Consider the following 25279-nt stretch of genomic DNA (forward strand, 5'->3'; position numbering starts at 1 on the left):
GTGAACTGAAATGAATATGGAATTATGGGCGGCGACGTTTTTTGCGTTTTGCCGCATTACTTCATTTTTATATTTTTTACCGTTTTTCTCAGGTCGATCCATTCCAGCAATGGCGAAGGTTACAGTTGGACTTGCTCTTTCCATTACAGTGGCTGATCAAGTTGATGTCTCGCACATCAAGACAGTTTGGGACGTGGCAGCTTATGCAGGTACGCAAATTGTAATTGGATTATCACTTTCAAAAATTGTAGAAATGCTGTGGAACATTCCAAAAATGGCAGGGCATATTTTAGACTTTGATATCGGTTTATCACAGGCAAGTTTGTTTGATGTAAATGCAGGATCACAGTCTACTTTATTATCAACCATTTTTGATATATTTTTTCTCATTATTTTTATTTCACTTGGCGGCATTAATTATTTCGTTGCCACGATTTTAAAGTCGTTTCAATATACAGAGGCGATTTCAAAATTGCTGACGACTAGTTTTCTAGATAGTCTACTCGCAACGTTATTATTTGCGATCACATCAGCGGTTGAAATTGCTCTTCCGCTTATGGGAAGTTTGTTCATCATTAACTTTGTTTTAATTTTAATCGCAAAAAACGCTCCGCAATTAAACGTTTTTATGAATGCGTACGTTATTAAAATTACGTGTGGTATTTTGTTTATTGCGATGAGTGTACCGATGCTCGGTTATGTGTTTAAAAATATGACGGACGTATTGCTTGAAGAATATACGAAACTATTTAACTTTTTCTTAACGAAGTAGGGGGACGCGCATGGCAAAGGATAATAAAACAGAAAAGGCCACCCCGCAGAAGCGTAAGAAATCGCGTGAAGAAGGGAATATTGCCCGGAGTAAAGATTTAAATAATTTATTTTCCATACTTGTATTAGCAGTTGTCGTTTACTTTTTCGGAGATTGGCTAGGGTTTGAGATTGCAAACTCTGTAGCGGTGCTGTTTGATCAAATTGGAAAAAATACAGATTCAACCGAGTATTTTTATTTAATGGGTATTTTATTACTAAAAGTATCAGCTCCGATATTAATACTCGTATACGCATTTCATTTATTCAATTATATGATTCAAGTCGGTTTCTTATTTTCTTCTAAAGTTATTAAGCCGAAAGCGTCGCGTATTAACCCGAAAAACTATTTTACGAGGTTGTTTAGTCGTAAAAGTTTAGTAGATATTTTGAAATCACTGTTTTATATGGGATTAATCGGATACGTTTCTTACGTTCTCTTTAAAAAGAATTTAGAGAAAATCGTAAGTATGATTGGATTTAACTGGACTGCGTCTCTTACTGAAATTATTAGGCAAATTAAATTTATCTTTTTAGCTATTTTAATTATATTAATCGTTCTTTCTATTATTGATTTTATTTATCAAAAATGGGAGTACGAACAAGATATTAAGATGAAAAAAGAAGAAGTAAAACAAGAGCATAAAGATAATGAAGGGGACCCGCAAGTAAAAGGGAAACGAAAAAACTTTATGCATGCGATTTTGCAAGGAACAATTGCGAAGAAGATGGATGGCGCAACGTTTATTGTAAATAACCCGACTCATATTTCGGTCGTACTTCGTTACAATAAACACGTTGACGCAGCACCAATTGTCGTTGCAAAAGGGGAAGATGAGCTCGCATTATATATACGAACGCTTGCCCGTGAACAAGAAATACCAATGGTGGAAAATCGTCCGCTAGCTCGTTCTTTATATTATCAAGTCGAGGAAGATGAGACGATTCCAGAAGATTTATACGTAGCTGTAATTGAAGTTATGCGCTATTTAATTCAAACGAATGAACTTGAAGTGTAATAGCGCGGTTGGAGGAGATCTCTTGTGTTTAAGATAGATTCTGCAAGAACCTATTTTTCTATCTTTTTAGCAGCGTCATTCGTAGTGGCGCTCTTAATTCCACTCCCACCATTTATACTTGATATCGTTATCGTTTTTTTACTAAGTATGTCAGTGCTTATTTATATGCGAGCAACAAGTATTAACGAGTGGGATGAATTAAAGTCATTTCCAACGATGTTGTTATTAATCGGGATTTTCCGCGTATCGATTAACGTATCGACGACGCGAGCGATTTTGACAGATGGAAATGCAGGTCATGTTATTGAAGAGTTCGGCCAGTTCGTAATTGGCGGGAACTTATTAATTGGTATCGTTATTTTTACAGTATTAATCATATTCCAGTTTATCGTTGCAAACGGTGCATCTCGTACAGCTGAAGTTGCAGCTCGTTTTACACTTGATTCTTTACCAGGGAAACAAATGTCAATCGATGCGGATTTAAATCAGCGTATTATTACTGAAAAAGATGCACAGGCAAAACGAAAAAAATTAAATATGGAAACAGAGTTTTACGGAGCTATGGATGGTGCCGGGAAGTTCATTAAAGGGGACGTTATTTTCGGGATTGTCATTTTATTCGTAAACATTATTTTCGGTTTAATTGTCGGCATGATGCAGCAAGGAATGAGTTTTGCAGATGCGGCTATTCACTATACACAGTTAACTGTCGGTGACGGAATCGTAAACCAAATTGGTTCTTTAATGCTTGCAATTTCAACGGGTATTATCGTAACGCGTGTATTTGACGGTTCACCGGATACAGTAACTGAAGGAATCTTTAAAGAGTTATTAGCACATGAAGTCGTTGTATATGCGCTCGGTGGTTTATTTATAGCAATGGGTATTTTTACTCCGCTACCATTTCTACCATTCGCACTCGTTGGTGGAACAATTGTCTTCTTAGGAATTCGTAATAAAAACCGAATAAAGAAAGAAAAAGAAGACGAGCTTCAAAAAGAAATAGAAATGATTCAAGGAGAAGATGAGCAACTGCAACAAGTGGAAGATTCATTTGGAGTATTTACAGATAAATATCCAATTATTGTAGAACTCGGTTTAGATTTAGCAGCACTTGTAAAGCAGAAAATTAACGGGGAAACAGCTCGTGATAAAGTTGTTCTTATGAGGAAGTCGATTATTACCGACCTCGGTATTAACGTTCCTGGTATTAACTTTAAAGATAATACGAGTTTTAGACCACGAGGACGTTACATTATTCGTATTAAAGGTGCGAAGGCAGCTGAAGGTGTTTTAAAATCAGGTTACTTATTAGCACTGAAAACACCGAATGTAATGGCCGATTTAGATGCAGAACCAGCGAAAGATCCAATTTTCGGTGAAGATGGATATTGGATTTTAGAGCATATGGTACAAGATGCACAAATGAAAGGCTATCAAGTATTAGAGCCGCTTAGCATATTAATTACGCATTTAGATGTTGTCGTTAGACGTAATCTTCATGAGTTAATTCAGCGTCAACATGTAAAAGACTTAATTAACTCGCTTGAAAATGATAACGGCGTTTTATTAGAAGAGATTAAGAAGAAAGAAATCGACTTATCACTTGTTCAAAATGTTATTAAACAACTGCTAAAAGAAGGTATTTCTATTCGTGATTTACCAACCATTATTGAAGGTATTATTGACGGAAAAGAAATTTATCAAAATCACGTTGACGGTGTAACGTCATTCGTCCGTGAATGTATTTCAAAAGTTATTTGTGAAAATGCGAAAAATCCTGACGGTAAAATTTATGCGGCGCTCTTCTCAGATTCAATCGAATTAGATGCGGACGTTGTGAACAATTCTTATCAAGGCTATTTATTAAACTGGGATTTAGATTTAGAATCGCGAGTCGTTGAGCAAGTACAACGCGTATTTAAACAAGCAAGGTTAATGGGAAGAGAACCAGTATTATTAACGCGTAGAAAAGATTTCAGGTTTGCGATTGTAAGACTGCTAGAGCGTTATCAAATAGAGGCACAAGTACTTTGTATTAGCGAATTAGCACCAGAGATTGTTGTAGATCAAATTGCTTACATTGAATAGTAGGGGGTGAAGTAATGGAAAATACAGAAAAGAAAGAAGCGTTAATGCGAATAAAAGCAGCTTCGAAAAATGAATTGTATCGAAAATTATTTGACCAATATGGTACAGATTATTATTACGTTGTCGATGAAAGCGTAAAACGCAATATCCCGTTTTTTTGGAAAAAGAATTATGAAATGTTAGTTGCTTTTCCAGAGGATAAACAGGAAGAAGTGAACGAAGGTACAGCTCAGTTTCATGAACAATTAATGGATGTTGTGAACGATCCTTCAGAACAAATTGTGAAGGCGAACGGCATTCAATCGGTACTGCATAATTTAGAAAACGTGACGACTCCTATGTCATACGCGGCGATGCAAACAGGAAATAGTGAAGAATGGACGAGAAAGAAAGAGAAACTATTAAAGTTGTTTGAAAAAGGTATCGTCGTTGTGAAACAGACGGAAGAAACGAAAAAGCAAAAAGCTGTAAAAAAAGTCGTTCCTGTCAAGAAAGAAGAAGTGGTTGTAAAAAAAGAAAAGCAAGAATCTGTACCGTTTATTATTCAAAAAGTAATTCGCATGCTAGAGCAAAACGATGTAGAACAATATTTCATTCATGCATATGCTGAAAAGTTAAAAGTGAAGTTTGAGGATGCGACGATGATTACAGAAGAAGAAGTGATCGGATATATATTAGAAGATATGAGGTCGCATTTCAATACGGAAAACGTATTTGAAAAAGAAGTGCAAACAATTGCATTAATAGGTCCAACTGGTGTTGGAAAAACGACGACACTTGCAAAAATGGCATGGCAGTTTCACAGTAAGAACAAAACGGTCGGTTTTATTACAACAGATCATTCACGCATTGGAACAGTACAGCAGCTGCAAGATTACGTAAAGACAATTGGATTTGAAGTAATCGCTGTCCGTGATGAATATGCAATGACAAGAGCGCTTACGTATTTTAAAGAAGAAGCGCGTGTCGATTATATTTTAATTGATACAGCTGGGAAAAATTATCGTGCGTCAGAAACAGTGGAAGAAATGATTGAAACGATGGGACAAGTAGAGCCAGATTATATTTGTTTAACGTTATCAGCGTCGATGAAAAGTAAAGATATGATTGAAATCATTACAAATTTTAAAGATATTCATATTGATGGTATCGTATTTACGAAATTTGATGAAACGGCAAGTAGTGGTGAATTGTTGAAAATTCCAGCAGTATCATCAGCTCCCATTGTATTAATGACAGATGGACAAGACGTGAAGCAACATATACATATCGCTACAGCGGAACATTTAGCGAAACAAATGTTGCAAACATCATAGAAAAGAGGTGAAGGATAAGGCACTTGCCTTATTCAAACGAGTATGAACGGTCTTTATATAGGTTCTATGGGTATGATGAATTACATGCAGCGTATTAATGTTCATTCGAATAACGTTGCAAATGCTCAAACGACAGGATTCAAAGCAGAAAATATGACTTCTAAAGTATTCGATGTACAAGATACATATCGCCGCGGAGATGGTGCTGTAACAAATATTGGCTCAGTCGATTACGCTGTAGTACCAGCCGCAACGCATGTGAACTTAGTACAAGGAAATATACAAATGACAAATAGTGCTACAGATTTCTTTTTAGATGATGGTGCAAACGGTACAACATCATTTTTCGTTACATCTAAAAATGATGAAACGTTTTTAACGAGGGATGGTAGTTTTACAATAAATAGTGATCGTTACTTGCAAACATCATCTGGCGCTTATGTGATGGATGTAAATAATGAACGTGTTCGTATTCCAGAAGGAGCGAAGATCGCTGTACAAGCAGATGGCACATTATATGATGAGGGAACACAAAATAATATTGCTCGCCTGCAAACAAAAACAGTAGATGCAGAAACGAATAATCGTCTTGTGCAACGAGAGAACAAAAGCTTTACACTAGCAGAAGGAAACATTACTGATTTACCGAACGGAACAGGCTTAGTAAAAAACCATATGCTAGAAAATTCAAATGTAGATATGACGAAAGAGATGGCAGATCTTATGACCGATCAAAGAATGATTTCAGCATCACAACGTGTTATGACTTCATTTGATAAAATTTATGAAAAAGAAGCGAATGAAATATTGAGATAGGAGACTTCCGTTAGCGGAAGTCTTTTTTATTATTGCTTTTATTACAGTTACATCATAAAATGATAATGATTATCAATATCATTTTATCTATTTTCATAGGAATGGAATTTCATAATGACAGCAACATTGCTTAACTAGGTAAATTAAAAACAAGGGGATGGTGTGTATATGTCTACAAAAAAACAACTTTGCATTGGATTATGTTTAATTTCTAGAAAGAAAGAAGAAGATAGTATATTTAATTCAGGAATTAACGAACAAGTAGAGTTAGCAAAGCGGGCAGAAAAGGCGAAGTTAGATTTTGTTTTTAAGGCAGATTATTTAGTGGCGCACCCGGATTTAATTGCTCGTAATAAGGGAAATGTCATTTTAGATCCGACATTACTGTTCACTGCTATTGCTTATGCAACAGAAAAAATTGGTGTCGTTACGACTGCTTCAACTTCGTTTTACCCACCATATATATTAGCAAGGCAATTACAATCTTTACATTGGATTAGTAACGGCCGAGTAGGGTGGAATATTGTTACATCTATTGACGGTGCTGAAAACTTTGGTGAGGAAGGTATGCCATCATCTGAAGAGCGATACGCGAAAGCGGCAGAATGTACAGCATTAGTAAGAAAGCTTTGGGGGAGTCATCCTAATGAAGTATTGAAAGTAGATAATCCTGATGTGATTAGAGAGATGGTAAAGCCTATTGAGCATAATGGCGAATACTTTAAGGTGAAAGGTCCACTTAATATTCCGCAGCACATTTCAGGAGAAATGCCATTATTTCAAGCTGGTGCTTCAGAGTCAGGCCGGAATTTCGCCGCTTCTGTTGCGGATGCAATTTTTGCTGCAACGCCGGATGTAGAGTCAGGGATGGAACTGCGTCAAGATTTAAGAAGAAGAGCAAAGCAGCATGGCCGAAAGCAAGATGATATACGTGTATTGCCTGGGTTATATTTCTTTATAGGTGATACATATGAAGAAGCGTTAGAAATGCATAGGCAAGCACATCAACATCTCACAAAAGAGAAAAGATACTCGTTACTCGAAATGGTTCTCGGACTAGACGCTAGAGGAATTCCGCTAGAAAGTAAGATTACGGAAGAGATGTTGCCAAGTCGTGATCAAACTGTTCGCAGTAAAACACACGCTGAATTATTACGGAACTACATTATTAAAAATGAACCAACACTTGAACAAATACTCGAACGACCAGAAGTTGTTGGATCGGCTCATTGGGTTGCGGTTGGTACAGCGCAAGACGTTGCGAAACAAATTATAGATAGGTTTGAGGCCGGGGCGTTAGATGGATTTATCGCTATTCCAGGAGGACCTCCAAAGTCACTAGATCTATTCTTAAGTAGAGTTATTCCTTTATTCGTGAAGGCCGGTATATTTAGGGAAGAATATACAGGTTCTACTTTACGAGAACATTTGGAGGAGAATTTATCAAATACGTTGCAGCTAAAATAGGTGAGATAGTATGTAGAAAAGCCTTTCGTAAGAAGGCTTTTTATTTTTGATTTAAATTTCAGAATTATCAATTGACTTTGTGGGTCTGTTTTTTTATATTAGTAGGTATACTAATAACTACTAACATACATAGATCGTTTTGAAATGAAAGTTATATAGATTGTGAGGGGTAATGATGGATGAAATTATAAAAGAATTACAAAAGTTAGGTTTTTCCCAATATGAATGTAAAGCGTATATTGGACTACTAAAACATTCCCCAGTAACAGGGTATGAAGTGAGTAAACAGACAGGAGTACCTCGTTCGATGATTTATGAAGTGCTCGGTAAATTGATGGATAAAGGAGCGGTGCATATCGTTCCTACTGAACCGGTGAAATATGTACCAGTACCAGCTACGGAGTTAATGGATAGAATGCGAAAAGATTTTGAAAAATCCTTTGAATTTTTAGATGAGAAATTAAATGGTTTAGAACAAGAGCGACAAATAGATGTAATTTCGCATATTCGCTCAAATGATCGTGTTGTAAAAGAAATATGCAATATAATGAATAGGGCGAAGGAAGAGTTATGGATTTCTGTATGGGAAGATCAAGTGCATGAAATTGAGCCATATATTCGTCAAAAAGAAAAGGAAGGTGTACATATATTTTCAATCTTATTTGGCGCTCCAGATACAAAAATAGGAGCGACGTTTCACCATAATTATATGACGCCCCACGTTGTTGAAAAGAGAATGGGTGGTCATTTAACTGTAATCGCGCGTGACGGGGAAGAAGTATTAATTGCCAACTTCTCAAATGATAACACTTCATGGGCCGTTACAACGTATGACCCAGCGCTAGTTCTCGTAGCTACAGAGTATGTCCGGCACGATATTATGGTTGAAGAAATCACCAAGGAGTTTGGAGCGGATAAGCTAGATACATTATGGCGTGAAAATATTGATTTAGTTCATGTCGTGACAGGAAAACGAACGATGAAAGGAATGGAGGATGATAGGAATGAGTAAAGCTCAGGCACATGTAGCTTTGCAGAGCGATGATACATTTCAGCAAGGAGTAAAAGATTGTTTACCAACTGTATTTGGTTATTTAAGCATCGGTATAGCAGCTGGTGTAATTGCAAAAACAGCTGGTTTCTCCATCATTGAAATTGCGTTTATGTCCACTTTAATTTATGCAGGTTCTGCCCAATTTATATTAGCTGGTATGTATGCAGCTGGTGCACCTGCTTCAGCGATCATTTTCACCGTATTTTTTGTTAATTTGCGCCACCTTCTTATGAGTGCTGCGCTTGCGCCATACTTTACGAAACTGCCTCTATTTAAAAACTTACTAATCGGTTCTCAAATTACAGATGAAACGTTCGGCGTTGCAGTACAGCACGCAGCGCAAAAAGGATATGTAGGCGACAGATGGATGATGGGCTTAAATGTCACAGCATATTTAAATTGGATTCTTGCTACTATTATTGGCGGGTTGTTTGGTGAGTGGATACCAGATCCGCATACGTACGGCATGGATTATGCATTACCAGCAATGTTTATCGGGTTATTTGTACTTCAGCTCATAAGTAGTAAACCGAAACTAGCAATTCATCTTACTGTTGCAATTGTAGCGATTGTCATCGCATATGTTTCACACTTATTTATGCCAGATAGTATAGCGGTTATTATCGCAACATTATTAGCTGCGACGATTGGAGTGGTGATTGAAAAATGGAAATGAGATTAGACGTATTATTACTTTTATTAGCAGCCGGAGCTGTCACACTCGTGCCGCGTATTTTACCTCTACTCGTATTTAGCAAACTACAAATTCCAGACTGGGGTTTAAAATGGTTAAATTACATACCAATTGCGATATTAGCAGCACTTTTAGCACAAGTATTATTTATGCATGAGACGGTGCAGTGGGATTACCTTATTGCAGCAATTCCAACATTTCTTGTTGCAATATATACTCGTAGTTTATTAGGTACAGTATTAACTGGCGTGATTGTGATTATTTTGTTACGTTTCTTTTTCTAAAAAGGATTACGCTCATATAATAGCGAAAGGTGTAATAACATGAAAAATATAGGGGTGGTGTTATGATACTTTTAACGATAGGAGCAATTTTGTTAACGTTATTTATTTTCTTTATTATCGGCTTTATTACGTTTATGATGTTTGTTGATAGAGCGACACCTCAAATTTATTATACACCTTGTGAATCAGTGACAGTAAAGTCTAAAGGTAAACATAGAAGGAAGAAAAGTTGAATGGTGGCTTTTCTTTCTTTTGTTTTATCTGATTTTTCTGTATAATTTAAGTTAGTTAGCTGACTAACTTAAAAGGTGGTTATAGAAATGGCAAAACCGAATATTGTTAATAAAGAGAAGTTACTAGAAGCAGCAAAAGAAATTATTGCAGAGCACGGGATGGAAAAGTTGACATTAAAAGCAGTCGCAGAGAGTGCTCAAGTTACACAAGGTACCGTATATTATCATTTTAAAACGAAAGATCAATTATTACTTGAAGTAACTGAATCGTTTTGTAAAGCGTCGTGGGAACAAATAGGAAAGGATGTACAGTTAGAAAAGGCTTTACAGTCTGCTGAAAGTAGATGCGTGAAAGATTCAATGTATCATCATTTGTTTTTTCAATTAGTGGCTAGTGGATTGCAAAATGATGCGATGAAAGATAAAATTGGTGAACTGTTACAGTATGAAAATCAAGAACTAGCAAGGGTGTTAAATGAAATAGTAGGAGATAATATGACATCTCAAATTTCAATTGAAACGTGGAGCGTTTTATGTAATGCATTAATTGACGGTTTGGCATTGCAAGCGTTATTCAATCCATCTTTTTCTAGCGACAAAGTATATGGTGATTTGCACCTACTATTGGAAAAGTTCATAGCGCTACAAAAGGGAGGTAATGGTAGTGAATAATAAACTTTGGCTCACTATTTTATTTTCTATTGGAATTTGGTTTATTGCCTCGACGTTCTTTGTTGTCTTTGGTTCTTTAGTCTTATTAGAGTACACCTCAAATAGATTTTTTCTACAAATGACGTTGCTTGAATTAGGGACAGCTATAGCTTTATATTTTGTAATGTGGTTATATCAAAAATTGGATACTTCAAAATATGCAGTTATTAAGTTAGGTATATGTGGCACAGCGATTGGTTTAACTTTAGATTCTTACATCTTGTATCATTCTTCTAATATATTCTCACAATTATCCTCACAGCAAATCATGTCATTTACCATTTGGATGGTTATTGCTTACGCTCTTTATTTAATAATTCCTTTCGTCATGGTACGAAAAAGACTGTTATAAAGAGGTTTTATATCCTCTTTATAACAGTCACATCCCCGAAAGAAGTAACAACAATAACCCAAATAGAAAACTAAAACAGGAAAGAAAACCGATACATATTGAGAACACACGATTATTTCTCCATTCGCGCCAGAAAGTGATAAAACCTAATATACAAAGGAAAAACCAAATGGGTAAGAATATGAACTCGCTAACTTTCTCGGGGAGTAACGTATAAAAAGTTGTTAAATATAAGATCCAATTTGTAAAAAATAAAATGTAAACGATAATAGATTGTAAGTAGGGGCGCTTGGAAAACTCCCCCTTTTTTACGGTTAAAAAAATGATAGTTAGCGCTGAGAAAAAGGCAATGAATATGAAAATAAGTAAGAGTAATGTAAGTGTCATTTAGATCTCCTTTATAAGAAATGAATCTATTACATTATATGCTTGATTTGTAGAGTGCTCGTTATATTTTTCAGTGTACGGATTTAGAAAACCATGTTCACCGTTTAGTTGGTGTATTTCTAATAAAGGATTATTTTGTTGCTGCAATGTTTGAATGAAAGAGGGTACTGAAAAACTAGCTTCTTTTTCAGGGAAAATAAGTAAAGTAGAACATGTTGGTTTTATATGAATATAGTCACGTATACGGGAACCGTAACATCCGATAATAAAATCTATTTTCGGATTGTTACTACATAGCCATGAGATGGTAGCACCAACACTAAAGCCAATAAGTCCAATATGTGTGTAACTATTAGAAAGATGAGTAATGAATTCTTCAATTTGCTTTTTTCCATCTTCAAATCCAATATGATTCATAAAAAAATGATATGCTTTTTCTTCATCACTATAATGAAATGCAGGCTGCGATTGTAGCAGATTAGGACAGAATACATCTATATGAGATGAAGTGAAGTGGTTGGTAACGTGATGCATATGGTCGTTCACACCATATATTTCATGAACAACAACGAGAGCTAATTTTTTCTTCATAGTTATAAAGTACCTCTTTGAAACTTAAATTCTTTCTCAACAAGGCATATACGTAGATGGAAGTTTTCATACCATTGCTCACGGCCTCTTTTTTTCGCTTCTTTATGTAAGGCGTTTTGTTTCCAGTTTTCAATAGACTCAAGTGACTCCCAATAAGAAATTGTGATTCCGAGTCCCGAATGATCTCGTACACTTTCTACACCTAGAAATCCAGGTTGCTGTTTTGCAAGTTCCTCCATTTTGTCAGAGGCGGCACTATAATCTGTCGTATCATTTGATAAATTAGAAGTGAATATAACTGCATAATAATGACTCGTTTTTTGTGGAGCATGTTTCATATGATTTCCCCCTTTTATACATATTTTAGCATATGAAAAAAGAAAAGAAGCATGAGGCTTCTTTTCTTTTTTACGCTGTAAATTTTAATCCAGCATATATTTTACGGCCCTTTTTTTGAATCCAACATACTTGTGCCTTTTTCTTTTGAATATTACGTTCATACATTGTTACTTGTATAATTTGGTCAATGGCGAGTGGGGTGTTCGTTTGTACTTGGCACCCACCGGTACTATAGTCGATAATGGTCGCTTCAATTGGCATCCCGTTCATATGTAATGTTCCAGGAGCCATAAGTTCTTCACGTATATGTTGCCTGCGAAATTGCCTTGGTGATTTCTTTGTGTTTTTTATGAAAGATGCAATTGCTAGTGTAAGAAATGCCTTATCGTACACTTTTTCCACCCGGTCATTAACCGGCTTACTAAATAGATGAAGAACGAGTTTACAATATTGTTCATGAGATACATCATCAAATGACACACCAACTTGCACGGAATTTGTTTGTCTCCGAATCCATTTTTTTGTACTATGAATCTTTTCTACCTCTCCAAAAGATAATGTATAGGAAGATAGGCTTGATAAAGTTTCAAATGGAATGGATGAATCTACTTCAAAACGTGCACCAGTTTCACTAATATCAAGAACGCGGCAAGAGATGGTCATATCCTCAGTATATAAAGTACCTGGTAAATTCACTACGAAACGCTCGGAGTTTCGGAAACGCGGTCTTTCAAATGCTACAAATAATGAAGTGATAATAGCTACCCCGTTGTATAGTACCCAGAAAATATTAATATATAAACTTTCTCTTTCAATATGATATTGCTCAGGGTATAAGAGCATAAGTGTTGCCCGAATTAGTGCAATAATTGTTAGTATGAGTAACACGAGGTGAGGAACACTTGCAATCCATAAAAAATGCCTCGTGTTATTTTGAACACCTTTTCTCGTTACATGAAATTGAAACTTTTTCCGTAAGAACGTTTCTGATAAAATAGCAAATCCCATATAAGGAGCCATTGCAACTTCATACACATGACTCCACGTTGTCGTTCGTTTTTTATTAGAAACAGCTTTGAAAATAAGCTGTGACGTTAAAAAGGCAGGTGCCCAAAACATAAATAAGTGCATAAAATTAATTTCTAAACTATAAATATCGAATACTAAAAATAATAGTGGTGCTAGTAAAAATACCATTTTATAAACGCCGAAAAACCAATAATGGATTCCATCTGCATATAAAAGACGCTGCATAAAAGATAATCCTTTTATAGTGAAAGGATTCCATTTTTTTACGACTTGAATATTCCCTCGGCACCAGCGATCACGCTGTTTCAATAAATCACTAAAGGTTTCTGGAGATAATCCAACAGCGAGTGTTTCATTGACAAATACAGTTTCCCATTTGTTCGCTTGTAGTAACATACCAGTTGCCATATCCTCAGTAATAACGCCAGTTGCAAATCCTCCAATTTCTTCTAGCGCAGTACGACGAAATAGAGCATTACTACCAACATACATCGTAGCATTAAATCGATCTTTCCCTTCCTCTAACTGTCGCATAAAGAAATCTTGTTCATTGGCGATGTTATCTTCAAAAAACAAATTATATTGAAATGGATCAGCATTATAAAACACTTGTGGTGCTTGAACAAATACAACATTATTTTTAGAAAAATAGCCAATCGTTCGCTCTAAAAAGTTTGCTCTTGGTACCATATCAGCATCCATTGTGACGATAATATCACCTTTCGAATGAAGCATGGCATGATTTAAATTACCCGCTTTTGCATGCGTATTTTCTGTACGAGTTATGTGGTGGACAGAAAATTCTGTCGCGAGCTGCTTTACACTTTCACGGCGTCCGTCGTCACAAATATAAATGTTTAGCAACTCTTTCGGATAATTCATCATTGTACAACCAGCGACAGTTCGTTTTAATAAATCGAGTGGCTCATTGTAAGTTGCGATAAAAATGTCAACTGTAGGTAGTTTTTTGAAAGATGATAACGGTACTTCTTTCCGCTTATATGGTTTCCATGAAATAATGCTGAAAACGATGGACTGTAAGTAACCAGCCCACTCAGTAACTAACAATATAATACCAGCGATAATGCTTATGAGATTAATAGTAGGTAGAGAATAAAAAGTTCGCCAAATAAGATAAATAGCATTACTAACGAGAAATAGAATAATAAGTAATTTTTTTGACCATAAATATTTATGGGCGAGAGCGTAAATCATAATTATTAAGAGAAAAATAATACCTAAACCTTCGTAAATAGAAAGGTTCATGAAAAGCCTCCTTTATTAATAGGGTATGGAATTATAAAACCTTTTATATTTTATTATAAGGATTTTTTAATTACCATTATATAGAATATCATAGAATAGATGGAAAGTATTGGATTTATATTTTTTTAACATAAAATTAATTATAATTAAATAGTTTGTTAATTTAAGAATCTTTATATAAAAATTTATAAAATTTAAAATTAACAATATATTTCATTAACAAATAGTAAGATTTATATTAGAATAATACGTATAAAGTATATGCATATAATATACTAATAAATTGTAATTAAGGAGGTGACCTCTTTGTACAATAGTATGAAAGAAAATAAAAAACTATTAAATGCATTTATAGTTGTTATGAGTTTATTCTTGCTATTATCTCAGTTGCAGTTTTTAAGTCCAATTGATACGGCACAAGCAGCAGTTACAGATGCAGAAGGGTTTGATGCACCGACTTATCAATCTATTCATAAGGGGGATATGTATTCTACCGGGAATGTGAATTTAGGAATAAAAGCTGAAGGTAAACAAAGAGAAAAAGCTTTATATTCTGATATTAATGATGTGACATGGGACACGGCACCAGCAAAATATTACCGTGAATTAATCGATGTTGATGATGATCCAGAAACATCCAACTCTTCAAAGGCATATATTCCTATTCCAGGTGAAGCTGAGATTGAATGGGCAGGGTTATATTGGAGTTCAACACGTTATGAGTTAACACCACAGCAATATACTGCACCTATAAAGTTCTCAACTCCAACTGGGGAGCATTTTAATGTTGTGCCAAAACATACGTATTTCGGAAGTGGGTTAGGAAGTGGTTTCGGAATAAATGGTACGTATTATTCAAATTATGCAGATGTGACACAACTTTTGCAAATGTCTAATTCAAAAGGCGGAAGCTATACTGTAGCGAATATTCCTTATCCTAATTCGAATACTGCCTATAGTTATGGGTACTACTCTTTTGCGGGGTGGTATATGCTAGTTATCACGAAGGATAAGTCACAAACGCGTAAAGCATTCACTGTGTATGATGGCGGGTTAAAGAGAGCAGGTAGTTCAGGATTTAAAGTGTTTACCCTAAAAGATTTTATGGCAGCTAAAAGTGGCCAATTAAATCCGAAAGTATCTGTATTTGCTGTGCAGGGTGATCGGTACTGGCTATATGATAAACTTGAAATTGATATTGACGGTAAAAATAAATTTAAAGAAATCACTGATGAATTAAATCCTCTTAATAATATATTCAACTCAACTATTTCTGAATATGGACAACATATGCGTGATAAGTACCCGGGTACATTTCTGCCAGATTATCGAAATAACTTAGGCATTGATGCGGATCTAATTAAATTACCAGAAGGTTATATTCAGCCAGGACAAAAAGAAATTAAGTTGAGAGCATACACATCTGGTGATGACTACGTATTAAACACTTTAGCTTTTGCGGTGAATGCAACAGCGCCAGAGCTTGATATTGAGAAGTCAGTCGTTAATGTGAAAGAGAAATACGAATCAGGTGAGGAAATCACATATCGATTAAAAGTCAAAAATATTGAGCCGAATTCGAGTGCAATTGATACAAAGATTGAAGATGTTCTAGACCGCCGATTAAAGTTTATACCTGGATCGGTGAAAATTATTTCTGGTCCGAACGCAGGAGATCAAACAGATCAATTGATGGATGATCAAGTTGATTATGATGAGAAGACGAGAAAGTTAACGATTAGAATTGGTGAAGGAGCAAATGCTTCAAAAGGCGGAATTTATACTGATAAAACGCCTGAAACAATTGTTGAATTTAAGGCGAAATTAAGAGGAAGAAAAATAGAAAGTGAAATTCCTAATACTGCTATTGTTCGAGGAATTGATGAGCTGACAGGAAGTAAAGTCGAGGATAACGCTTCTAATAAAGTAGTAGTAAAAGTAAAGCCTAATATTGATGTGAAACAAGGTAAACTTGAGGCTGAAAAACTAGCTAAAAATGTAAATGGTGAAACTCTTAATGTAGGAGATAAACTTGAGTACACGATAAAAGCTAAAAATAGTGTAACCGACTCTATATTAAAAGCTGTCACTGTAACGGATCCACTACCTGAAGGGATAGAGTATGTTCCGAATACATTGAAGATAGATGGAAAGAAACAAACAGACGCGGAAGATGATGATCGTGCACATATAAAAGATGGAATTATATATGCTAATATTGGTGACCTTAATGGAGATGAAGAACGGGCAATTTCATTTGAAGTCGTTGTCAAACCAGAAATGGCAAATAAAAAAATCAAAAATAGTGCAGTGGTAGAGTCTATTAGTGTACCAGAACAAGAGAAGCCAGAAGTCGAAACATCAGTTAATCCGTTGTACGGACAACTAGATGCAAAGAAAGAAGTAACGGGTGGAGTAGATGGAAAAGCACATGTAGACGATGAGCTTGAGTATAAAATTAAGCTTCGGAATAAAGTTGAAAATGGACTTATAAAAGATGTTCGCATTGCTGATAAGCTTCCTGACGGAGTGGAGTATATAGCGGATAGTATGAAAATGAATGGGAATTCGTTAACTGATGCGCTAGATGAAGATGCGGGATCGTATGAGGATCATACAGTTAAAGTTAATGTTGGTGATGTATTTGATACAGAAGAACGAATTGTAACTTTTAAGGTGAAGGTTACAAAGGAATCGCTAAAAACGAAAGAAATAGAAAATATAGCGGTTGTGGAAGGGAAAACACCTGATGGTAAAGATTTACCACCAGAAAAACCAAATGTAAAAACGAAAGTGGAAGCGAAGGAACAAAAGGTTATAAAAACGGTGTCTGATGCAGATGAAAAAGAAGTTGAAAAGGCAACATTGCAAAGTGAGAATGAAGAATTTACATGGCATGTAAACTATCATTTTGGAAATGATGTAGCATACTTGGAGAAAATCGTATTACAAGATGAGTTAGAAGATATTTTAAAAGTTGAACAAGTAAGGCTTGTAAATACCAATGGTGAAGAGGTACAAGTTATACCAGAAATCGATGAGCAGTCGAAAAAGGTGAAAATTGAACTGCCGAAGCAGGGCGGCAGTTACGAATATCTTATGAATCAATCGTATACGATGCACATTACATCAAAGCTGGATATGAGTATGGGTGTGGATACTTTAGAAACGTATACTGCAAATGGCGGTATACGAAATAAAGCGGAATTACTAATTGATCAAAAGAGTTTTATATCAAATGAAGCGGTAATTATACCACCTACTTTTGGGAAAATAGAGATAGAGAAAGTAGATGGGACAGACGAAACACTCAAATTAATAGGTGCAGTGTTTCAAGTGATAAATAAAGATGGCGATGTAGTAACGGAATTAACAACAGATAAGAACGGTTTGGCAGTTTCTCATCCACTATTAGTTGGACAATATAAGTTAAAAGAAGTACAAGCACCAGTAGGGTACATGCTTATGAAAGAGCCAATTGAAGTTAATGTGACTAGCGATGTATCGACACAAAAGATAACAATAGAAAATAGTAAAAATGAATGGATTATCCCGGAAACGGGTGGCGTAGGAACAATTATTTTTTACGTAATTGGTGGAATGTTGATGTTCATTACATCTTTCTTCTTCTTTAGAAAAAGAAAGAATAGTAGTTTGCAAAAACAGTAGACACAATAGGGGAGTGGAATTTGATGAAAAAGATTTTTAGCACTTTTTTAATTTGTATTTTAGCTTTTTCAACATTAATGAATATGACGGTTAGTGCTGAGACTAAAAGTACAGGTACGTTAACGATTCATAAATATGAGCAAGGTAAGGATGCGAAGCCTGGTGTAGAGGGCAATGGTAAAGAAGGACAAAGTGTCCCAGATGGAGCAAAACCTTTAAAGGACGTAACATTTGAAATTAAACGTATCGCATCATTTGAGCAAACTTCTGATGGGAAAATAGTAAAAGAAAATATTGATAAAGTAACAGATAGTTCTATTACAAAAGTAACAGATGCTAATGGAGAAGCAGTTTTTTCAAATCTTCCTTTAGGACGTTATGAAGTAAAAGCTACTAAAGGTCCAGAACATATTGAGTTGGATAAGACTAAGTTTATAGTTGATATTCCAATGACGAGTGCAGATGGTAAAGAATTAAATTACGATGTTCACATTTATCCAAAAAATGAAACGAAACGCGCTCCAGTAGAGTTAATAAAAAAAGGTGAGGGCGGTCGTGTATTAGAAGGTGCGGAATTCCATTTATTTAAGAAAAATGAAGATGGAACACACACACAAGTAAAAACACCTCATCCATTAGTATCAGGAACAGATGGTAAGATTCATGTGGAGTCGTTAGAGTATGGAGACTATTATTTTATTGAGGAGAAGGCTCCAGAAGGTTATTTAACAAGTAAAGAAGAATATCCTTTTTCTATTAAAGAAACTGGTAAATTAGTGAAGCTAGAAAAAGAAGTTAAGAACTATAAAGAACCGACAATTGAAAAAACGATTAATGATGATTCTAAAAATGCGGGAATAAATCGTGAAAAAGAGTATACGTATGATATTAAAACATTGCTTCCTGAGGATATTCAAACGTATAAAAATTATGTCGTAACAGATGTTTTAGATGATCGTTTAGAAATCGTTGGGACTCCAGTAGTAATGATTGATGGTGAAAAGGTTGCTGATAGTACTGTAAATGTGATTGTAGCTGGACAAAAGGTTATTGCTTCGATAGAAGATTTTTCGAAAATAACAGCGGGAAAATTACACTTACAGATTACTGCGAAAATTAAAGGTGATGTTGAATCTGGAGTGAAAATTCCGAACAAAGCAGTACTTGATTTTGTAAACAAAGATGATGTTACATCAGAAAAAGATGGAAAGCCATCTAATGAAGTTATTGTTACACCGACAATGGGGACTATTAAGATTGAAAAAGTTGACGGAAAGAATAAGGATTTGAAATTAGAAGGTGCGAGATTCGAATTACGAGATAAAAAAGGAAATGTTGTAACAGTAAACAACAAGAAAATGGATGATATCACAGATGCGAATGGTATTATTACATGGAATGAAATCCCATACGGTGAATATCAAATTGTTGAAACGGTAGCACCAACGTATAAAGACGAAGATGGTGCGGTAGAACAATACCAAAAATTAAGAGATCCGATTGAGATTAAAATAGATAAAGATAAAAATGTAATTGATTTGCAAGTTGAGAATAATAAGAGTGGATGGATTATTCCAGCAACGGGTGGTATGGGAACAATTCTCTTCACGATAGTTGGTCTGTTATTAATGGTGACAGCAGCGTTTATCTTCTTTAGAAAGAAACCTGTGAAGAATTCTTAATTCACATTTTATAATAATTGAGTTTGGAAAAGAGGAAAGGCATAATGCTTTCCTCTTTTCCACATTCTATCCGAAGTGAAAGAGGATGTTATGAAGCGAAATATTATTTTTGGAAGTATTTTTTTACTAGGATTAAGTATATTTCTATATCCAACTGTGAGTAATTGGTTTGCAACGAGAACCCACTATTCAGAAGTAAGTATGTATGATGAAGCGGTAAAGAAGCTGGAGAAAGAAGAGATTGAGCGTAAAGAAACTGAAGCGCGAGAGTATAATAAGAACGTTCAAAATACGACGCAAACATTTTCGGACCCATTTCATGAAAAGAGTGATGAGGGGAAAAGTTCATATGTAGATATGTTAAATATAGGGGATGTTATGGGGTATGTAGAAATCCCTAAAATTAATGTAAATCTTCCAATTTATCAGGGGACGACGGAAGAAGTGCTAAGCCGCGGAATTGGACAACTGAACGAATCTTCATTACCAGTAGGGGGAGAAAATACGCATACAGTTTTAACTGGGCATCGTGGTTTACCCTCAGCACTCATGTTTACTCATTTAGATAAAGTCGAACAGAATGATATCTTTTATATACATTCCTTAGATAAAGTACTTGCCTATAAGGTAGATCAAATAAAAGTTGTATTACCAAACGAGACAGCAGATTTATTAGTAGTACAAGGACAAGATTACGCAACATTAATTACGTGTACCCCTTATGGAGTGAACACGCACAGGTTACTAGTGAGAGGACACCGTGTTCCATATGATGCTGGAGAAAAGGAAATGATTACAAAGTCCTTCATTTTAGAAGATTGGATGATCGTTTTTCCTATTGGTATTATTTGCATCGTTCTTCTAATAATCTATTTGAAAAAACGAAAATAGTATGTATTGTGTGGTGAGTGTGTGAGAAGGGGATTTATAAGCATAGTATTGTTTCTTACAGGATTATCCTTATTTTTATATCCAATGATTGCTAATTATATAAACGATTATGTGTATAAGACAGAAGTGATACGTTATGAAAAAATGGTTGATGATTTAAAAACAGAAGATGTAAATGAAAAGTTTCGAAAGATGGAAACGTATAATAAATCGTTAGGGAAAACTACTTTCAAAATGAGTGACCCATTTGTACAGGATGATGAAATAAGTACGGAACCGTTACATTTTATAAATAAAGATGAAATATTTGGTGCGATTTCTATTCCGAAAATAAATGAGGAGTTGCCAATTTACTTAGGAGCAAGTCAAGAAAACTTAAGTAAAGGAGTAGGGCAAATTGAAGGGACTTCATTACCGATTGGTGGGAATGATACACATGCTGTATTGGCAGGACATCGTGGATATCACGGGGCAACGATGTTTCGTCATCTTGATCGGTTAAGTGATGGAGATGTATTCTATGTAAAGGTATTTGGAAAGCAGCACGTGTATAAAGTAATTGGCCGTGAAATCATTTATCCAAATCAAGTAGATAAATTAAATGTAATAAAAGGAAAAGATAAAGTTACACTGCTTACATGTGAACCATATACATCAAGCAAATATCGTTTGTTAGTATATGGGGAGCGAGTAGAAAGTGAGCAAAATGAAATGGAACGTCTGAAAAAGAGTGTAGTCGAAGTTAGAAGTTATGAAACAAGAGACATATTGATAAAACTAGCTTGCGGAATAGTAGGTTTCATTGTAATTTGTATTGGTTTATATGGATTACTAAGGAGAAAATAGGAATGACATTTATCCCGCTTTAATGGGCAGTAAGACCCCCACCTCAAAATTCAGCGAAAGCAAAGAAGTTAGGTGGGGGTCGGGCTGCCCATTAAAGTCCGATTGGTGAGGGCTGATAATCAGTGAGGGATGAAGAAAACCCCCACTGATTAAAGTTTCACTTTATATAGAAAAAAGAAAAATGCCACTTCAAAATCGAAGTGGCATTTTTTATATTTCCTCTAAGCTATTAACTGGAACCGTTAATTCGCGTCCTGGATTTTTAACTTCATATATGCGGGCGGTTTCGTTGCTTTCGTCGACGTGTTGAATTGTAACAGGCATGCCTTGAAAACTGACATTCGCTTGTTCAGATGACACAGAAAGCTCTTTTGCACGTTGAATATTCATTTATATTCCTCCCATCATTATTATCTTTGCTAAAAAAGAGGAATAATATACCATTTAGAGACATTCTTAAAGTTTTTGTATTATTTGTAATGTTTCTTTAATAAATGAAGAGAAAATAGAATCCGGATACGATTGTATCATTTCATTTGCTTTTGTTGCTTCTTCAAGAGCTCTTTTTTTATCATTCAGTTTGACGTAACAAAGTGCACGATATGCACCTGCTGTTGTAAGCCACGATTGATCCAATGGATGGTTTATATAATCCGGTATAATGCCACGTTGCAATGCTTCTAAAGCTTCTTCGTAACGTTTTAATCCGTATAAAGATTTTCCTTTTTCAAGATAATACAATCCGTCGTCTTGAAAAATGGGCTGATCTTTTAGTTTTTCTCGATATTGTTCTAGATGTTTTAATGCGATTGTATATTCATTAGTAATCGTGTTGTAGTAGTAAGCTTTTAAAATATTAGTCATCGCAATGGATAGAGTATCTTCTGTAAAAATGGCAAATTGTTCAGATTTTTTTATGTAATATAAATAACGCTCTTTATCAACTGTAATGACTTTTTGGTAAGATAAAATCCGGTAAAATACATCTGTTTTATAATACACTTGATGTTTTTTTGAAAATGCGAGTGTCTCTAATATCGTTTCTTCACATTTTTCATAATCGCCACATGCTAGTAATATGATGGCTTCATATAAACATAAATCAATATGTATAATGAGATCCATTTCTAAATGTTTCTCTTCATAATCATTTCTAATATTAGATATAAGTTGTAAACATTCTGCATACTTTTTACGTGTAAATATCGCAAAAGATAATTTTAATTTTGTTTCCGTACTGTCTCGGTATAACTTATATTTTTCGAAAATAGAAACAGCTTTTTCTACGTAAGATTCAATGTTGTAATCTTTCATAATCACCGCAGCAGTTACGAATTGTTTGTATATACGAGCCGTATTTAAAGTAGAAGGGAGCTCTTTTTGAACGATAGGTAGTAAAGTCTTGTACACTTCATCACATTTGTTTTCCTTTATGAGTTGCTCCATTTTTGTAATCAGTTCTACAATTTCTCCATCATCATCTTCTAATAAAAAACTCGCTTCACATTCAAGTTTTTCAGCGATATATTGTAATGTTTTCATGGAAGGTGTAGCTTTTCCATTTTCAATTTGACTAAGCATACTTTTTGTAAGTTTCGAACCTGCCAGATCTGTTTGTGTAAGTTTTTTTTCTTTACGTAACGCTTTAATTTTTTCACCGAGAGTTGCCATATTATTGCTCCTTTATAATTGGGAAGTTAAATTGTATTTAACTTTTTGTTGTAAAAATTAGAAAGTCGATTATATAATAAGTTTAACACAATTTAACTTTTAAGGGGAGAGTGTCATTATGGGGGATGTAAGTATAGGTCAAAATGATTCGAAAATGAAGATTGCAACGAGAAATATTATTTTAATGATGATTGGAAAAATGACGTCTTTGTTAGGGGCGGGTATTTATACGTTTGCAATGGGATTATACGTATTAAAGACAACTGGTTCAGGGATGGGATTTGCAACTACGCTCGTTTGCGGATCACTTCCACGGATGATCTGTGGTCCGATTGCGGGTGCTGTAGCAGACCGTGTGAATCGAAGATGGCTCGTTATTGGTACTGATTTATTAAGTAGTTTAACGATGCTTATTATGTTTATTCTTGCGACTACTTTTGGGCCGTCACTTCTTTTTATTTATATTTCAGCAGCATTATTATCAATTTGTGCAAGTTTTTATTCTGTTGCATTAACTTCGTCTATTCCGAGTTTAGTAGATGAAGGACGTATTCAAAAAGCGAGTGCTTTAAATCAAACGGCGGCTTCTTTATCAAATATTTTAGGGCCGATTATTGGCGGAGTTGTATATGGTTTCTTTTCAATTAAATCGTTTTTCCTATTGAATAGCATTACGTTCTTTTTAGCGGTTATTTTGCAATTATTTATCGTATTTGATTTATATAAAAAAGAAGTGGCTGAAAGTACAGAGCATTTCTTGACGAGTATAAAAGAAGGTTTTTTATATGTAAAAAGACAACGTGAAATATATGGTTTAATGAAAATAGCATTGTGGGTAAACTTTTTTGCGTGTGGTCTAACAGTTGCACTTCCGTACATTATCGTCCATACATTGCATTTATCTTCAAAGCAACTCGGTACTGTAGAGGGAATGTTAGCAGTCGGGATGCTAATGGGAGCGATTGCTTTATCAGTGCGTAAAGAAGTGAATAATCCGTTTCGTTCTATTTATACTGGACTGTTTTTGTTTGCAGGTTTAAGTTTATGTACAGTCTTTCCGTTGTTAGTTATCATTCCAAAAGTAGCAAGTTTTATTTACTATATTGCTTTTATGATGTTAACTGGTATAGCAATTATGATTGTAAACATTCCAATGCAAGTACATATGCAAAAAACGACAGATCCGAGCTACCTAGGGCGTGTGTTTGGCCTACTTGAAACAATTGCGACTGCAATCGCGCCGCTTGGTATGATTGTATATGGACTACTATTAGATATGTTGCCAACTAGCATTGTTATGATGACAATAGGCGGAGGTTTATTGTTAGTTGTATTAGTTGGAGTAAAGCAACATATGGCGAAAAAACAAGTAGATGTGTCCGCTTAAAAATAAGAAAATAATAAAAATTTGACTTATCATTATAAAAATGACTAAATTAGTATTTTAGTTTTTGAAACTCTTTTTCATGTATGTTAAAGTAAAGTGAGCTTGCAAAGAAAAGGAGACAACAGCATGAAAAAATTAAGTTTTGTTATGCTTTTTCTATTAGTCGTACTGGCTGGATGTAGCAATTATGACACATATATTGAAACAGGTATGCAATCATTGAAAGATGAAAAATATAGTGATGCAACAATGTGGTTCGAAAAAGCAGAAAAAGAGAAATCAGGAAATGAAGCGAAATCATATAAAGAAATGGCCGAGAAAATGGATCACGGAGCAACAGCATTAAAAGACGGTAAGTATTTAGAAGCGAAAGACATTGCAAATGAAGTGTTGCAAATGAAAAAAGACGATGCACTTGAAACAGCTGTAACATCAAATGCAGAGAATATGCTTCAAAAAGCAAAAGATGTAGAAGAGAAAGTGAACGAAAGAGTAGCAAAGCGTAGAAAAGTAGAAGAAGAAGGAATCGATAAACTCATTAAAGCTGTAGATAGTATAGATGACGTGAAAGAAAAAGAGAAGAAAGTTTCAGAAGCATTAGATAAGGCTGAAGAGGCACAAGCAAAAATTGAAGCGAAGAAAAATAAATAGAGTTATAGTTTAAAAGGCTGTCG

The 25279-nt window shown here is 35.0% G+C and carries 24 protein-coding genes; 18 read left to right on the forward strand and 6 right to left on the reverse strand.

The features are described from left to right. The first annotated feature begins 10 nt into the window (after positions 1-10). The 12 genes from VF726_RS02805 to VF726_RS02860 all read left to right on the forward strand — a co-directional run bounded on the left by VF726_RS02805 (position 11) and on the right by VF726_RS02860 (position 10847). Positions 11-772 carry a flagellar biosynthetic protein FliR gene (locus tag VF726_RS02805; RefSeq protein WP_001055718.1) on the forward strand — a complete coding sequence of 254 codons (762 nt, stop codon included), beginning with the start codon at positions 11-13 and terminating at the stop codon, positions 770-772. A 10-nt stretch (positions 773-782) separates the two neighbouring features. Further along, positions 783-1829 (forward strand): flagellar type III secretion system protein FlhB, encoded by a 1047-nt coding sequence (gene flhB, locus VF726_RS02810; RefSeq protein ID WP_078401711.1) that lies wholly within the window; start codon positions 783-785, stop codon positions 1827-1829. A 24-nt stretch (positions 1830-1853) separates the two neighbouring features. Next, positions 1854-3920, forward strand: coding sequence for a flagellar biosynthesis protein FlhA (gene flhA / locus VF726_RS02815; protein WP_440165648.1), 2067 nt, complete (start codon positions 1854-1856; stop codon positions 3918-3920). Positions 3921-3934: 14 nt separating this feature from the next. Continuing rightward, positions 3935-5236, forward strand: coding sequence for a flagellar biosynthesis protein FlhF (flhF, locus tag VF726_RS02820; RefSeq protein ID WP_440165650.1), 1302 nt, complete (start codon positions 3935-3937; stop codon positions 5234-5236). A gap of 42 nt (positions 5237-5278) precedes the next feature. After that, complete coding sequence (locus VF726_RS02825; RefSeq protein ID WP_440165652.1) at positions 5279-6052, forward strand: flagellar basal-body rod protein FlgG; 774 nt, start codon at positions 5279-5281, stop codon at positions 6050-6052. A 168-nt stretch (positions 6053-6220) separates the two neighbouring features. Beyond that, positions 6221-7519 (forward strand): NtaA/DmoA family FMN-dependent monooxygenase, encoded by a 1299-nt coding sequence (locus VF726_RS02830; RefSeq protein ID WP_440165654.1) that lies wholly within the window; start codon positions 6221-6223, stop codon positions 7517-7519. A gap of 175 nt (positions 7520-7694) precedes the next feature. Continuing rightward, a complete protein-coding gene (locus VF726_RS02835; RefSeq protein ID WP_440165656.1) occupies positions 7695-8531 on the forward strand; it encodes a TrmB family transcriptional regulator in 837 nt (278 codons plus the stop codon). Beyond that, positions 8524-9249 carry an AzlC family ABC transporter permease gene (locus tag VF726_RS02840; RefSeq protein ID WP_440165658.1) on the forward strand — a complete coding sequence of 242 codons (726 nt, stop codon included), beginning with the start codon at positions 8524-8526 and terminating at the stop codon, positions 9247-9249. Before VF726_RS02835 ends, VF726_RS02840 begins: the two co-directional genes overlap by 8 nt. Beyond that, positions 9240-9551: an AzlD domain-containing protein gene (locus VF726_RS02845; protein WP_000425945.1), complete on the forward strand. Its 312-nt coding sequence runs from the start codon at positions 9240-9242 to the stop codon at positions 9549-9551. The genes VF726_RS02840 and VF726_RS02845 overlap by 10 nt, the downstream gene beginning before the upstream one ends. Before the next feature lie 62 nt (positions 9552-9613). Next, complete coding sequence (locus VF726_RS02850; RefSeq protein ID WP_063224060.1) at positions 9614-9784, forward strand: DUF3951 domain-containing protein; 171 nt, start codon at positions 9614-9616, stop codon at positions 9782-9784. Positions 9785-9871: 87 nt separating this feature from the next. Further along, complete coding sequence (locus VF726_RS02855; RefSeq protein ID WP_440165661.1) at positions 9872-10456, forward strand: TetR/AcrR family transcriptional regulator; 585 nt, start codon at positions 9872-9874, stop codon at positions 10454-10456. After that, positions 10449-10847, forward strand: a complete 399-nt coding sequence (locus tag VF726_RS02860) for a DUF5367 family protein (protein WP_440166687.1) — start codon at positions 10449-10451, stop codon at positions 10845-10847. The genes VF726_RS02855 and VF726_RS02860 overlap by 8 nt, the downstream gene beginning before the upstream one ends. A gap of 27 nt (positions 10848-10874) precedes the next feature. Here VF726_RS02860 and VF726_RS02865 read toward each other — a convergent pair whose 3' ends face one another. The 4 genes from VF726_RS02865 to VF726_RS02880 all read right to left on the reverse strand — a co-directional run bounded on the left by VF726_RS02865 (position 10875) and on the right by VF726_RS02880 (position 14459). Beyond that, positions 10875-11234, reverse strand: a complete 360-nt coding sequence (locus VF726_RS02865; RefSeq protein WP_440165663.1) for a hypothetical protein — start codon at positions 11232-11234, stop codon at positions 10875-10877. Further along, positions 11235-11825, reverse strand: coding sequence for a dienelactone hydrolase family protein (locus VF726_RS02870; protein WP_440165665.1), 591 nt, complete (start codon positions 11823-11825; stop codon positions 11235-11237). Between the two features lie 2 nt (positions 11826-11827). Continuing rightward, the gene (locus VF726_RS02875) at positions 11828-12163 is read right to left on the reverse strand and encodes an antibiotic biosynthesis monooxygenase family protein (RefSeq protein WP_440165667.1); all 336 of its coding nucleotides are present in this window, start codon (positions 12161-12163) and stop codon (positions 11828-11830) included. A 70-nt stretch (positions 12164-12233) separates the two neighbouring features. Beyond that, positions 12234-14459, reverse strand: a complete 2226-nt coding sequence (locus VF726_RS02880) for a glycosyltransferase (protein WP_440165669.1) — start codon at positions 14457-14459, stop codon at positions 12234-12236. 318 nt (positions 14460-14777) lie between these two features. On the opposite strand from VF726_RS02880, the gene VF726_RS02885 reads away from it, so the two are divergent. The 4 genes from VF726_RS02885 to VF726_RS02900 all read left to right on the forward strand — a co-directional run bounded on the left by VF726_RS02885 (position 14778) and on the right by VF726_RS02900 (position 21547). Beyond that, a complete protein-coding gene (locus tag VF726_RS02885) occupies positions 14778-18128 on the forward strand; it encodes an isopeptide-forming domain-containing fimbrial protein (protein ID WP_440166689.1) in 3351 nt (1116 codons plus the stop codon). Between the two features lie 23 nt (positions 18129-18151). Beyond that, entirely contained in the window at positions 18152-19810 is a 1659-nt protein-coding gene (locus VF726_RS02890) for a SpaH/EbpB family LPXTG-anchored major pilin (protein ID WP_440165671.1), read from the forward strand. Positions 19811-19900: 90 nt separating this feature from the next. Next, on the forward strand, positions 19901-20701 hold the full coding sequence (locus VF726_RS02895; protein WP_440165672.1) for a class C sortase: 801 nt from the start codon (positions 19901-19903) through the stop codon (positions 20699-20701). 21 nt (positions 20702-20722) lie between these two features. Next, positions 20723-21547, forward strand: coding sequence for a class C sortase (locus VF726_RS02900; protein ID WP_440165674.1), 825 nt, complete (start codon positions 20723-20725; stop codon positions 21545-21547). A gap of 210 nt (positions 21548-21757) precedes the next feature. On the opposite strand, the gene VF726_RS02905 is transcribed toward VF726_RS02900, so the two are convergent. Together VF726_RS02905 and VF726_RS02910 are read right to left on the reverse strand one after the other, a co-directional pair. Further along, positions 21758-21937 (reverse strand): H-type small acid-soluble spore protein, encoded by a 180-nt coding sequence (locus tag VF726_RS02905; RefSeq protein ID WP_071723071.1) that lies wholly within the window; start codon positions 21935-21937, stop codon positions 21758-21760. A 66-nt stretch (positions 21938-22003) separates the two neighbouring features. Beyond that, positions 22004-23218: a helix-turn-helix domain-containing protein gene (locus tag VF726_RS02910; protein WP_440165677.1), complete on the reverse strand. Its 1215-nt coding sequence runs from the start codon at positions 23216-23218 to the stop codon at positions 22004-22006. 118 nt (positions 23219-23336) lie between these two features. On the opposite strand from VF726_RS02910, the gene VF726_RS02915 reads away from it, so the two are divergent. Beyond that, entirely contained in the window at positions 23337-24605 is a 1269-nt protein-coding gene (locus VF726_RS02915; RefSeq protein WP_440165679.1) for an MFS transporter, read from the forward strand. A gap of 126 nt (positions 24606-24731) precedes the next feature. After that, on the forward strand, positions 24732-25256 hold the full coding sequence (locus VF726_RS02920) for a hypothetical protein (protein WP_440165681.1): 525 nt from the start codon (positions 24732-24734) through the stop codon (positions 25254-25256). Positions 25257-25279 lie beyond the last annotated feature (23 nt).

It is taken from the genome of Bacillus sp. Brlt_9, assembly GCF_051948935.1.
Classification (GTDB): Bacteria; Bacillota; Bacilli; order Bacillales; family Bacillaceae_G; genus Bacillus_A.